The organism is Microtetraspora malaysiensis, assembly GCF_001528665.1.
GTDB lineage: Bacteria > Actinomycetota > Actinomycetes > Streptosporangiales > Streptosporangiaceae > Microtetraspora_A > Microtetraspora_A malaysiensis.
Genome location: NZ_BBYJ01000016.1, coordinates 65538 through 77724 on the forward strand (window position 1 = coordinate 65538; position 12187 = coordinate 77724).

At 72.1% G+C, this 12187-nt stretch carries 10 protein-coding genes; 6 read left to right on the forward strand and 4 right to left on the reverse strand.

Annotated elements, in window-relative coordinates; translation table 11 throughout:
- The first annotated feature begins 2 nt into the window (after positions 1 to 2).
- Both AWQ71_RS20890 and AWQ71_RS20895 read left to right on the forward strand, forming a co-directional pair.
- Positions 3 to 1658, forward strand: coding sequence for a glycerol-3-phosphate dehydrogenase/oxidase (locus AWQ71_RS20890; protein WP_067135728.1), 1656 nt, complete (start codon positions 3 to 5; stop codon positions 1656 to 1658).
- Positions 1655 to 3175 (forward strand): FGGY-family carbohydrate kinase, encoded by a 1521-nt coding sequence (locus AWQ71_RS20895; RefSeq protein ID WP_067135730.1) that lies wholly within the window; start codon positions 1655 to 1657, stop codon positions 3173 to 3175. The genes AWQ71_RS20890 and AWQ71_RS20895 overlap by 4 nt, the downstream gene beginning before the upstream one ends.
- A 57-nt stretch (positions 3176 to 3232) precedes the next feature.
- Here the strand turns inward: AWQ71_RS20895 and AWQ71_RS20900 are convergent, their stop codons facing one another.
- Positions 3233 to 3712, reverse strand: coding sequence for a nucleoside deaminase (locus AWQ71_RS20900; protein WP_067135732.1), 480 nt, complete (start codon positions 3710 to 3712; stop codon positions 3233 to 3235).
- Positions 3713 to 3873: 161 nt separating this feature from the next.
- Between AWQ71_RS20900 and AWQ71_RS20905 the strand changes: the two genes are divergently transcribed.
- Entirely contained in the window at positions 3874 to 5037 is a 1164-nt protein-coding gene (locus AWQ71_RS20905; RefSeq protein ID WP_067135734.1) for a UDP-N-acetylglucosamine--N-acetylmuramyl-(pentapeptide) pyrophosphoryl-undecaprenol N-acetylglucosamine transferase, read from the forward strand.
- Positions 5038 to 5049: 12 nt separating this feature from the next.
- Here the strand turns inward: AWQ71_RS20905 and AWQ71_RS20910 are convergent, their stop codons facing one another.
- Entirely contained in the window at positions 5050 to 6816 is a 1767-nt protein-coding gene (locus tag AWQ71_RS20910) for a bifunctional metallophosphatase/5'-nucleotidase (RefSeq protein WP_067135736.1), read from the reverse strand.
- A 72-nt stretch (positions 6817 to 6888) separates the two neighbouring features.
- Complete coding sequence (locus AWQ71_RS20915) at positions 6889 to 7905, reverse strand: DUF2804 domain-containing protein (protein ID WP_067135738.1); 1017 nt, start codon at positions 7903 to 7905, stop codon at positions 6889 to 6891.
- Between the two features lie 124 nt (positions 7906 to 8029).
- Here AWQ71_RS20915 and AWQ71_RS20920 point away from each other — a divergent pair, with 124 nt between their 5' ends.
- A complete protein-coding gene (locus AWQ71_RS20920; RefSeq protein ID WP_067135740.1) occupies positions 8030 to 8512 on the forward strand; it encodes a cation:proton antiporter regulatory subunit in 483 nt (160 codons plus the stop codon).
- An 8-nt stretch (positions 8513 to 8520) separates the two neighbouring features.
- Entirely contained in the window at positions 8521 to 9678 is a 1158-nt protein-coding gene (locus tag AWQ71_RS20925) for a cation:proton antiporter (protein WP_067135742.1), read from the forward strand.
- Between the two features lie 145 nt (positions 9679 to 9823).
- Here the strand turns inward: AWQ71_RS20925 and AWQ71_RS20930 are convergent, their stop codons facing one another.
- Positions 9824 to 10759, reverse strand: coding sequence for a LysR family transcriptional regulator (locus AWQ71_RS20930; protein ID WP_067135744.1), 936 nt, complete (start codon positions 10757 to 10759; stop codon positions 9824 to 9826).
- Between the two features lie 134 nt (positions 10760 to 10893).
- On the opposite strand from AWQ71_RS20930, the gene AWQ71_RS20935 reads away from it, so the two are divergent.
- A complete protein-coding gene (locus AWQ71_RS20935) occupies positions 10894 to 12144 on the forward strand; it encodes an MFS transporter (protein ID WP_067135746.1) in 1251 nt (416 codons plus the stop codon).
- The last annotated feature ends 43 nt before the right edge of the window (positions 12145 to 12187 follow it).

Here is a 12187-nt window from a genome sequence, read left to right on the forward strand (position 1 = left end):
CCATGCCGCACCACCACGCCGGACGTGACGACGTCGTCGACCTCGCCGTCATCGGAGCCGGTATCAACGGGCTCGCCGTAGCCCGAGACGCCGCCGCCCGCGGGTTGCGCGTCGTCGTCGTCGACCGCGCCGACGTGGGCGCGGGCACGTCTAGCACGTCGAGCAGGCTGATCCACGGCGGCCTGAAGTACCTCGAACGCTACGACTTCACGCTCGTGCACGAGTCCATCCGCGAGCGGCACCTGCTGTTCCGCACCGCGCCGCACCTCGTCCGGGACTACCCGATGCTCATCCCCTCCTACAAGGGGGACAGCAGGCCCGGCCCCCTGATCAGGCTCGGCCTGGCGGCGTTCGACGTCATGGCCATGAACCGCGGGCGCGGCATCAGCCGCAGCGTCTCCGTGCGCAAGGTCGCCCGCCGCTGGCCCACGCTGTCCCGCAAGGGGCTGCGAGGCGCGGCCCTGTTCCACGACGCGCAGGTGCCATGGGCCGAGCGGCTCTGCGTCGAGCTGCTGCTCGACGCCCAGCGGCTCGGCGCGCGCGTGCTCACCTACACCACGGTCACCGGGCTGATCGTCGAGGGCGACCAGGTCCGCGGCCTGCGGATCGAGGACAACGCCACCGGCGAGCGGAGCGAGGTCCGGGCCGCCATCACCGTCAACGCGGCCGGGCCGTGGATCGACCGCATCCTCGACGGCCAGGTGAAGAGCCGCCGCCTCAACGGCGGCACCAAGGGCAGCCACATCGTCGTGGACCCGTTCCCCGGCGCCCCCGACACCTGCATCTTTTTCGAGGCCGCCTCCGACCAGCGGCCGATCTTCGTCTTCCCCTGGCAGGGCCGGTACGTCATGGGCAGCACCGACCTCACCTACGAGGGCGACCTGGACGAGGTCGTCGCCAGCGACGCCGAGATCGAGTACCTGCTCGCGGAGACCAACCGGATCTTCCCCGACGCCCGGCTCGCGCCGTCCGACGTGCTGTACAGCATCGCCGGGGTGCGGCCGCTGCCGTACACGGAGGGGGTGTCGGACAACGCCAAGATCAGCCGGGGGCACACGGTGCTCAACCACGCCCCCGCGTACGAGGGGCTGCTCACCGTCATCGGCGGCAAGCTGACCACCCACCGCGCGCTCGCCGAGGACGTCACCGACGAGGTGCTGCGCGTGCTCGGCCGCCGCCCGCGGCGGTGCCTCACCCGGGAGCGGTCGTTCCCCGGCGCGGACACCTCCGACTGGAAGGCGTTCGCCCAGGACTTCATCCGCTCTTCGCCGCTCTCCGGCCGGCAGTCGCGCCGCCTGCTCACCCTCTACGGCGTGCGCGCCCGCCGGGTGCTCGAACTCGCCGCCGAGGACCCGTCGCTGGCGCAGGTCGTGGACGCCGAGACCGGCGCCCTGGCCGCCGAGGTCGTCATGGCCGTCCGCGAGGAGGGGGCCGTGACGTTGGGTGACATCCTGCTCCGACGTATCCTTGTCGGGCTCGGCGCGGACATGGGCCTGTCGGCCGCCCCCGCCTGCGCCGACGTCGCCGTACGGCATCTCGGGTGGGACGAGGCGCGGGCGCGCGCCGAGGTCGCCGACTACGAGGCGGAGCTGCGCCGCTTCCGCCCCCGAGTCCTGGCCACCTCGACATCCAGCGGCAGCGACAGGAGGACCCCGTGACCGACCCGACCCCCTGCTACATCGGCGTGGACGTCGGCCTCACCGCGTCGAAGGCCGCCGCCTTCGACGCCGAGGGCAACGAGATCGGCGTGGTCCACGCCCGCACGCCACGCACCGCGGTGACCGCGCACCGGCACGACGTGGACATGGTCGCGCTCGCCGACACCGTCATGTCGCTGCTCGCCGATCTGGCCGGCAAGCTGGCCGCCGACGGGTACGTCCCGGCCGGCATCGGCGTGGCCGCGCACGGCAACGGGCTGTACCCGGTGGACGCGTCCCTGCGGCCGGTCGCCCCGGCGATCGCTTCGTCGGACAGCCGGGCCCAGCACATCGTGGAGGAGATCGCCGAAGAGGACGCGCTCCGCCTGGCCCGCGAGACCGGATCCATCCCGTGGGCGGCCCAGCCCAGCGTGCTGCTGCGCTGGCTGCGCGACGCCGAGCCGGAGGCGTACGCCGCCACCCGCTGGGCGCTGTCGTGCAAGGACTGGGTGACCTGCCAGCTCACCGGTGTGCCGAGCGCCGACTACAGCGACGCGAGCGCGTTCGGCATGGTGGCCCTGGACACCCGCGAGTACAGCGCGACCGCGCTTGAGCTGGTCGGGCTGCCCGCGAGCGACCTGGAGCGGTTCCCGCCGCTGCGCGAGTCCGGCGAGATCGTCGCCGGGCTGAGCGCGCGGGCGGCCGAACTGACCGGCCTGCCCGAGGGGCTGCCGATCATCGCGGGCTGCATGGACTGCGTGGCGGCGACACTGGGCGCCGGAGGCCGCGCGCTCGGCGACGTGACGATCATCGTCGGCACGTGGGCCATCAACGGCGTGGTCGTCCCCGCGGGCACCCCGGCGCCCGAGGTCACCCTCAGCGCGCTGATGCCCGACACGGCCACGATGCTGGCCATGGAGGTCGCTCCGACCTCGGCCGCCAACCTCGAATGGCTGTCGTCCTCGTCGGTGCCGCACGGCCAGGTCGGGGGCGTCCCGGCCACGGAGCTCCTGGCGGAGGCGGCCACGGTGTCGCCGGGCTCGGACGGCCTGCTGTTCCTGCCCTTCGTGAACGGCGCCCCCGAGCACCCCGCGGCTTCCGGGACGTTTCTCGGCATCTCGGGCATGCACCGTCGCGGCCACCTCACCCGCGCGGTCATCGAGGGCGTCGCGCAGTACCACCGGGTGCAGCTCGACCGGGTCCTGGCCAGCGGCGCCGACGTCGGCGACCGCCCGTGGCGGCTCGCCGGAGGCGGCGCCAGGTCCGAGGTGTGGGCGCAGATCTTCGCCGACGTGCTCGGCCGTTCGGTTCGCCGCCAGCTCACCAGCGAGCTGGGCGCGCGCGGTGTCGCGTCGCTGCTGCCCGCCGCGCTCGGCCACGACGTCGCGCCGTGGTCGGTCAACGACGAGGACGACCTCTGCGTGCGCCCCGGCCCCGCCCGCGAGGCGTACGTCCGGCACGGCGAGGTGTTCGACCGGGTCCTCGCCGGCATGTGGGGGCCGTGGTCGGAGGTCGAGCGGTACCGCACCGACTCCTGACCGCCGCCCGCCCGTTTTTCCGGGGCCGCGCCGACCGTACCGGTGGCGCGGCCCTGTTCAGCGTGCGATGTGGAAGCGGCGGTGCAGGTCGTGCACCCGCTCTTCGAGCTCGGGGACCGGGCCCTCCACCACGACGCCGGGGGCGACCTCCCGGATCGGGAGGGCCCGCACCGGAGCCGCCGGGACGCCCAGTTCGGCCAGCCAGGAGACGAGCTGCGCGGACGAGGCCACGTACACGATGCGGCCCAGGCCGACCCAGCCGTGTGCGGCCGCGCACATCGGGCAGTGCTCGCCCGAGGTGTAGACCGTCGCCGCCGCCCGCTCCTCGGGAGTCATGTTCGCGGCGGCCCAGCGCGCCAGCTCGAACTCAGGGTGCCGGGTGTGGTCGCCCCCGGCGACCCGGTTGTGATCCTCGGCCAGCGCGGTTCCGTCGCCCGCGACGAGCACCGAGCCGAACGGCTCGTCGCCCTTCTCCAGCGCCTCGGCCGCCAGCTCCACGCAGCGGTGCAGATGCCGCAGGTCCGCCTCGGTCGCCATGGGTGCCTCCCCGAAATGTGATTTTCCGGGCAATGTTAGTGCGATGACCCCAGCTGAACGTGGTGCTTACGGGGGCCGTCGGTTTCTGATGTCGGGGCATGGCCGCATTCGTGGAAAAGTGGTGCACCGCAATTGTGGACACCGTTGAGAGGACAAACGGGATGATGGCCGGAGACCGACGAAGCCTGCGGCTGCTCGTCACCGGGGGCGGGACCGGCGGGCACACCTACCCGGCGCTGACCACCATCGGGGCGGTCCGGGAACGTGCCACGGCGGCGGGATACGACCTCGACGTGCTGTGGGTGGGCACGGCCGACGGCCTGGAGGCCCGGGTCAGTGCCGAGAACGGCATCCCGTTCCGGGCGATCAAGGCGGGCAAGTTGCGCCGCCGACCCAACATCCGCGAGCTGGCGTCGAACCTCGCCGACATGTTCCGGATCCCGGTGGGCCTGACCCAGGCCGCCGTCATCGCGGCCCGCTACCGGCCGGACGTCGTGCTGTCCACCGGCGGGTACGTGTGCGTGCCGATCGGCCTGGCCTCCCGGATGCTCGGCCGGCCGCTGGTGATGCACGAGCAGATCACCGCGCTCGGCCTGGCCAACCGGATCCTGGCCAGGTTCGCCTCGCGGATCGCGCTCACCCACCCGTCCTCGATCGACCACCTGCCGCGGCGGGCCCGCGAGCGCGCCGTGGTCACCGGCAACCCGATCCGGCAGCACCTCGTGCACGGTGACGCCGCCTCCGTGTGGGAGCACTTCGGCCTCACACCGGGCCTGCCGCTCATCTACGTCACCGGCGGCGCCCAGGGCAGCCGCCAGATCAACACGATGATCGAGGAGATCCTGCCCTCGCTGCTCACCCGGTCCCAGGTGCTGCACCAGTGCGGTGCGGGCTGGATCGACCAGCTCTCGCAGGCCGCCGCGCGCCTCCCCGCCGAGCTGCGGCGGCGCTACCACCCGGTGCCGTACATCGGGGGCGAGCTGGCGGACGTGTTCGCCGCCGCCGACATCGTGGTCTCCCGCAGCGGGGCGGGCACGATCGCCGAGCTGACCGCCGTGGGCAAGCCGTCCGTGCTCATCCCGCTGGTGCCGTCCGCCGGGGACGAGCAGCGGCAGAACGCCCGCTATCTGGCCGAGTCGGGCGCCGCTCGGGCCATCCTGGAGGACCGGCCGGGGTCGGACCTGCTGCTCACCGAGCTGAACGCCCTGCTGGGCAACCCGGGCGACCGCGCCGCGATGGCGTGGGCGGCCAAGTCACTTGGCCGCCTCGACGCCGCGGACGCGCTCGCCCAGGTCATCCTCGACGAGGCCGGCGTCCTGCCGTAGGCCCGGGGCCGGTCAGAAGACCGGAACGCCCTCGCGGACCAGCTTCCAGTTCGCCTCGGCGAAGGTCGCCGGGTCGATCGTGCCGGACGCGGTGGCGTACTCGATCAGCGCCTGCCGGATCTCCACCTGCGCGTTGTAGACCACCGGAGCGGTGGTGACGTGCGGGAAGCCGCCGCCGCCGGACTGCCGGTAGTTGTTGATCGCCACCACGAAGCGCTGGTCGGCGGCGACCGGCTGTCCCTGGTACGACAGGCCGGCGATGCGCTGCCCGACCGGCTTGGAGATGTCGATGTCGTATGTGACACCCGAGAGCTGGTCGTAGTTGTAGTCCGGCGTGCCGCCCGCGTTGGTGAGCGTGGCCACGTCCACGGGCGCGCCGGGGGCCACCTGGGCGAAGTATCTGGCGGAGTACTCCAGGAAGTCCTTGATCTGGGCGCCGGTCATCGTGACGCCGAGCAGGGTGTTGTCGTAGACGTACAGGCCGGCCATGTCGCGGACGCTCACCGGGCCGGCGGGGAAGACGGCCGTGCGGCTGAACGGCGCGGCGATCGACAGCACCGGCAGCGACGCCTCGGGGGTGCCCGCGATCGCCTTGCTCACCAGGTCGGTCTGCACCTTCTGGATGTAGTCCAGGATCGCGGTGTCCTTGTACGGCGACTCCGCCGCGGACAGCTCCTCCTTGGACTGGGCGATCACCTGGTTGACGTAGCCCACGGTCGCGTCGTGCTGGGGCTTCATCAGCGTGACGATCGTCGGGTCCTCGGCCACCGTGTTCGCGTTGAGCGTGGTGGACGACTTGGTCGTGACGGACCACTGGCCGCGCTGCTTGGTCAGCGTGAAGTCCACCACGGACAGCCGCTGGCCCCACTTGCTCGGCTCGGTCAGCAGCACCTGCTTGCCGGTGGCCTTGTTGACGACGAAGCGCTGCGGCACCTCGTTGTGGGCGTGGCCGAAGAGGACCGCGTCGATCCCGGGCACCTCCTCGGCGACCAGGGCGGCGGCGTTCTCCACCGGGAGGTCGGAGCCGTAGGAGGACAGGCCGCTGTCGCCCGCGTGCGCGGTGACCAGGACCACGTCGGCACCCTGGTCGCGGATGACCGGCACCCACTTCTTCGCGGTGGCGACCAGGTCGAGGAACTTCAGCTCGCCCTCGACGTTCGCCTTGTCCCAGATGGCCACGCCGGGGTTGGTCAGCCCGAGGACGCCCACCTTGATCGGCTTGTCGCCCTTGACGTTCATCGTCTTGATGATGAACGGCTGGTACGCGGGCTGGCCGGTCGTCGCCGACACCGCGTTCGCGCCCAGCACCGGGGCCTTCATCTGCTTGATCCAGGTGGCCAGCAGCGGCAGGCCGTAGTTGAACTCGTGGTTACCGAGGGTCACCGCGTCGTACCCGATGGCGTTCATGGCCTTGGCCATCGGGTGGATCTCGCGGGACTCCGTGATCGGCTCGACCTTGGCGTAGTAGTAGTCGAGCGGTGTGCCCTGGAGGGTGTCGCCGGAGTCGAAGAGCAGCGTGTGGTCCGCGCCCCGATCGGCCCGGATCCCCTTGACCAGCGTGGAGATCTTCGCCAGGCCGATGTCGTTGTGCGCGCTGTCGTCGTACTCGGCGTCCTTGAAGTAGTCCCAGTTGAGGGCGTTTCCATGGATGTCGGAGCTGGCCATCACGGTGATCTTCACCGTGTGGTCGGGGGTGGCGAGGGCCGCGGGGGTGGCGAGGCCGAGGGCCGCCAGGGCGGCGGCGCCGACCGTGAGCGCCCGCCGTACGTGTGATGACATGGGTGGGAGAGTAGTTACTGGAGATTGCTCATCGGTCACAGCTTCCTAAACAGGACATACCTCCGGCGTGACCTACCAGCGCATGCGGACCTGCTCCGCCCACCCGAGCAGGCCGTCCACCCGGATCGGCGCACCTCCCTCGGGCCGGACCACGCCGCTGTAGTGGCCGAAGCACTGGTGGCCCTCGGTCGCGATCAGCCCGGCGTTGGTCCGGTCGGCCCGCTCGTGGAACGGCGTGAACGTCAGGTCCACCCGGTCGGAGCCCGACGTCCGCAGCGTCCACGGGGCGAGGTAGTCGGCGGTGGAGTACGTCCACTCCAGCTCCTCGCCGATCTTGGTGAGCCGGCCGTCCACGCACAGCGCGTTCTCGGTCATGCCGGTGCCCGCGGTCCACTTGCCGCCGAACTGCAGGCCCACCACGTGCCCGTCGGTCTCCCCGGAGGCCGCGCCCCAGTTCCACAGGGTGTCGTACGGCCAGCGGCCCCGGCCGTGGTCGAGCACGCCCCAGCCGGTGAAGTCGATCGTCTCCGCGCCGATCCGGACCGTCCCCTCGGCGCGGCGCGCCGTGTGCTTGGACGTGTACTGGAAGCGGCGCTCGCTCCACGGGATCACCACGCTGAGCGTCTCGTGCCCCGGCGGCAGCGCGACCAGCAGGTCGGCCTCCAGCGGCCCGTCCGGCGTGGCGCAGCGGGCCCGCAGCCGGGTGCCGCCCTCCTCGTGGCGGATCTCGGCGGACACCGCGCCGCGCACCGCCAGGTCGCCGTCGAGCAGGCTCTCCGGCAGCCGTACCCCGCGGGCGAACGGGACCATGCCGGTCTTGCCGTACTCGCGCCCGCCGTACTCCAGGAAGTAGACGCTGCTCAGCGCGAGATAGTCGATGTCGCTGACGGTGACGGCGATCAGGTGCGTCGGCGTCGTCACGCACCAGTACTCCCACCGCTTGGTCCGGCCCCATCCGCGCAGGTTGCAGCGGTGCAGCGGGGTGCGGGACCAGCCGACGGCGGCCGGGTTGAGCCGCCCGTCCGCGGTGCAGAGATCGATCGGCGCGGTGATCTCGGGTTCGTGGGTGGACGCCTGGTTGGGGGGCATGCGCCGCAGCCTAGCCAGACGGCCGCTCCAGAGGAAGATTCCGTTTCTGGCGAATGTGCAACCGAGGAAGGCTGTCCGGATTGGTACGGTAAAGGCCCCGGACAGACAGGAAGTGAGGAGACCGGTGGAGGTCGAACAGACAGCGCTGCCCGGCATCGGGCTGCGTCACGAGTTCGTCACGCAGGCGGGCAGGCGCATCGGTGTGGTGTCACACCGAACAGGACGCCGCGACCTGATCGTGTACGACCGCCTTGATCCCGACCGCGCATGCGAGGCGATCAAGCTGAACGACGAGGAGTCGGACGCCCTGGCCGAGTTGCTGGGCGCGCCGCGGATCGTACAGCGGCTCAACGCCCTTCACCGGGAGGTCGAGGGGCTCGTCAGCGAGCAGCTCCCGATCGCGCCCGGCACGCCGTACGCGGGGCGGCCGATGGGAGACGCGCGGGTGCGCACCCGTACCGGGACGTCCATCGTCGCCGTGGTGCGGGCCGGACAAGTGATCGCGAGCCCGGGACCGGAGTTCGTGCTTCAGGCAGGAGACGTGGTGGTCGTGGTAGGAAGCTCAGAAGGCACCGAGGCCGTCGCCGAGATCATGGCGAACGGGTAGGGCAGCGGGTGCACACAGCGATCCTCTTCGTCGAACTCGGTGGTGTCGTTCTCGCGTTGGGCGTGCTCGGAGCATTCGCCCTCCGCGTCGGTATCTCTCCCATCCCTCTCTATCTGATCGCCGGTCTCGCCTTCGGCACCGGCGGCATCCTGCCCCTCGCGACCAGCGAAGACTTCATCTCGGTCGGCGCCGAACTGGGCGTCATCCTCCTACTGCTCACCCTCGGCCTCGAGTACAACGCGGACGAACTGGTCACCAGCCTGCGCGGCAACGCCAAGGGCGGGCTGGTCGACCTGGTCCTCAACGCCGCCCCCGGCGCGGTGGCGGCCCTGCTGCTCGGCTGGGGCCCGGTCGCGGCGATCGCCATGGCCGGCGTCACGTACGCGACGTCGTCCGGCATCACGGCCAAGGTCCTGTCCGACCTCGGCTGGATCGGTAACCGGGAGACCCCGGTCGTGCTGTCGCTGCTGGTCTTCGAAGACCTCACGATGGCGCTGTACCTGCCGATCCTCACCGCCGTGCTCGCCGGCGTCGGCTTCATCGGGGGCGCCGTCACCGTCGCCATCGCGCTCGCCACCGTCAGCGTCGTCCTGCTGGTCGCCCTGAAGTACGGCCGCGTGATCGAGGCGTTCGTGCGCAGCCCCAACTCCGAGGTCCTGCTGCTCAAGGTGGTCGGCCTGGCGCTGCTGGTCGCCGGCCTCGCCCAGAAGCTGCAGGTCTCGGCCGCCGTCGGCGCCTTCCTGGTGGGCATCGCCCTGTCCGGCGAGCTGGCCGAGGACGCCCGCGCGCTGCTCTCCCCGCTCCGCGACCTGTTCGCCGCGGTGTTCTTCGTGTTCTTCGGCCTGCAGACCGACCCGGCCGCGATCTGGCCGGTCGCCGGGCTGGCCGCGCTGCTCGCCGTCGTCAGCATGATCACCAAGCTGGCCACCGGTGCGTACGCGGCCCGGAAGGCGGGCATCGCACGGGAAGGCCGGGTACGGGCCGGCATCGCGCTCATCCCACGCGGTGAGTTCAACATCGTGATCGCCGGTCTCGCGGTCGCAGCCGGGGCACATCCCGATCTCGGGCCGCTCGCCGCGGCCTACGTTCTGATCCTGGCGGCGTTCGGCCCGCTGGCCGCTCGCCTGGTCCAGCCCCTCATCGCCGCCGTGGCCCGCCGGGCCTGACGTTCTCGGCGACCCCCCTTCCGTACGCGGTGCTCGCCGCTGACTTCGGCGAGCGCCGCGAGTGGGGATGTCCGGGGGGCGTCTCAGCCGCCCGGGGCGCGCGTTTCCCATGCTCCCGCCTCCCGGTCCGCCGGGGCGGCGGCGTTCAGCGCGGGATCACCCAGTCCGGCGCCCAGGTCCCGGCGGCGCCGTGGCCGGCCGCCGTGGCGGCGAGGTGGGCGCGGAGGGTGGCCAGCGCGGGGTGCGGGTTGTCGCGGCGCCACAGGAGCGAGTGCGGGTAGACGGGTGTGGGGTCGGTCACCGGGATGCGGCGCAGGCCGTGGCCGGCGGGCCAGACGAGGCGGGTCCGCCCGCCCATGAAGGTGGCCAGGGCCGGGGTGTCGGCGATGGTGTCGAGGAGCGCGTCGGAGCCGAAGTTGGGGCCGGTCGCCTCGATGGTGAGGCCGAACTCGGCGACGAGGTCGTCGTAGTAGGCGGTCCACTCGGTTCCGGGGGCGAGGCCGGGCATCCAGATCCGGTGCCCGGCGAGCTGAGCGACGGTCACCGACCGGGCGGACGCCAGCGCGTGGGCGGGGCCGACGAGGAGCTGCAGCGGCTCGTCGAGTACCCGGACGGACTCGATGTCCTCGGGAAGGGGCCGGCCGGGCATGGCGACGGCGCGGAAGGACGCGTCGATCGCACCGGACCGGATGGCGGCGACGGCCTTCTCGATGTCGAACAGCATCACCACGTCGAGGTCGATCTCGGGGTGCGCGCGGTGGAAGCCGCGCATCAGGCCCGACGCCGCGCTGCGCGAGGCGAGCATGTCGACGCGCAGCGGACGGCGGCCGGTGCACACGGACGTCACCGCGCGCTCGGCGACGCGCAGCAGCTCCCGGGCGTGGGGCAGGAACGCCTGCCCGTCGATGGTGAGCTCGGCGCCGCGCGGCGTGCGGGTGAACAGCCGGACGCCGACGTCGCGCTCCAGCGCGGCGATGCGCTTGGAGACGGCCTGCTGGGTGATCGCCAGCTCGGCGGCGGCCTCCTGGAACTGCCCCGCGTCGGCGGCGGCGACGAAGGTCCGGACGATGTCGAGGTCCATGCGGACACCCTATGGATACAACCCTTGGTTGTGGCCGGGCGGTCCTGCCGTTGTTTGATCCCTGGGCATGGTGCTCGCTTTGATGCTTCCGATCGCGGATCGGTTGTGCGAGTGAGTGACGAGGGGCGTCGAGCATGCGGAGCGGGCACCGGTTGGGGCGGCAGTTCGGGTGGCTCTGGGGAGCGTACGGGACCAGCGCGCTCGGCACCTGGCTCGCCTTCGGCGCGTTCCCGCTGATCGCCATCGAGGTGGTGCACGCCGGGCCGGCGGAGGTCGCGGCGTTGTCCTCTGTGGGGGCTCTGGCGGGCGCGGCCCTGGCGGTGCCACTGGGTCCGTGGGTGGAGTTCCGCCGCAAGCGGCCGGTGCTGATCGGGATGGACCTGGTGCGGTTCGCGGCGCTGCTGACGATCCCCGCCGCGTTCGCGCTCGGTGTGCTCTCCTTCGTCCAGCTCCTGCTGGTCTCGGTCGTCGTCGCGGCCGCCGACATCACGTTCCGCGCCGCCTCCGGCGCGTACCTGAAGACGCTGCTGCCGGCCGAGGACCTGCTCGTCGCCAACGCCCGATTCGAGTCCACGACCTGGACGACCACGATCATCGGACCGCCGCTGGGCGGCGCCGCGATCGGGATCCTCGGTCCGGTGGCGACGGTGGTGGCCGACGCGGTCAGCTACCTGCTCTCGGCCCTGGGCATCCGCGCGACGGGCGGCCAGGAGCCGCGGCCCGAGCGCCGGGAGGCCGCGCGCATGCGGGCCGGGGACCTGCTCGACGGTTGGCGGTACATCCTCGCCGACGCGACGCTGCGTCCACTGTTCTTCAACACCGCCTTGTTCAACGGCCTGCTGATGGCCACCGATGCGCTGCTGGCCGTCCTGATGCTCGGCCGGCTCGGGTTCGCGCCGTGGCAGTACGGTCTCGCCTTCGCCGCGCCCGCGATCGGCGGGCTGCTCGGTTCGCGGCTGGCCCGACCGCTCGTCACCCGGTTCGGGCAGCACCGGGTCCTGGTCGTGGCCGGGGTGCTGCGCGTGATCTGGCCCGTCGGGCTGGCCTTCGTGGGGCCGGGGACCGGAGGGCTGCTGCTGGTGATGGGCGTCGAGCTCGGGCTGATCTTCTGCTGCGGGGTCTTCAACCCCGTCTACGCCTCCTACCGCCTCGAGCGCACCGCGACCGAGCGGGTCACCCGCACGCTGTCTGCCTGGTCGGTGACGACCAAGGTCTCGACCGCGCTCCTGACGGCCGCATGGGGCGCGCTGGGCGGCCTGCTCGGCCCGCGTACGGCCATCGGCCTGGCCGGCGTGCTCCTGCTGGCGACCCCGCTGCTGCTCCCCCGACGCGCCGCGGCGCCCCTCGCCGAGCCGGAGATCGTGGCTCACGTGCCCAACGTGTAGCCGGCCCCGGCGTGCGATCTCGCGTGTCAGGGCGCTTTCATCA

Bases quoted from the DNA above. Each gene is read 5' to 3' on its own strand.
- AWQ71_RS20890 (WP_067135728.1), top strand. From the start codon at position 3: ATGCCGCACCACCACGCCGGACGTGACGACGTCGTCGACCTCGCCGTC.
- AWQ71_RS20900 (WP_067135732.1), bottom strand. From the start codon at position 3,712: ATGGCGACCGAGGCGGACCTGCGGCATCTGCACCGCTGCGTGGAGCTG.
- AWQ71_RS20905 (WP_067135734.1), top strand. From the start codon at position 3,874: ATGATGGCCGGAGACCGACGAAGCCTGCGGCTGCTCGTCACCGGGGGC.
- AWQ71_RS20910 (WP_067135736.1), bottom strand. From the start codon at position 6,816: ATGTCATCACACGTACGGCGGGCGCTCACGGTCGGCGCCGCCGCCCTG.
- AWQ71_RS20915 (WP_067135738.1), bottom strand. From the start codon at position 7,905: ATGCCCCCCAACCAGGCGTCCACCCACGAACCCGAGATCACCGCGCCG.
- AWQ71_RS20930 (WP_067135744.1), bottom strand. From the start codon at position 10,759: ATGGACCTCGACATCGTCCGGACCTTCGTCGCCGCCGCCGACGCGGGG.
- AWQ71_RS20935 (WP_067135746.1), top strand. From the start codon at position 10,894: ATGCGGAGCGGGCACCGGTTGGGGCGGCAGTTCGGGTGGCTCTGGGGA.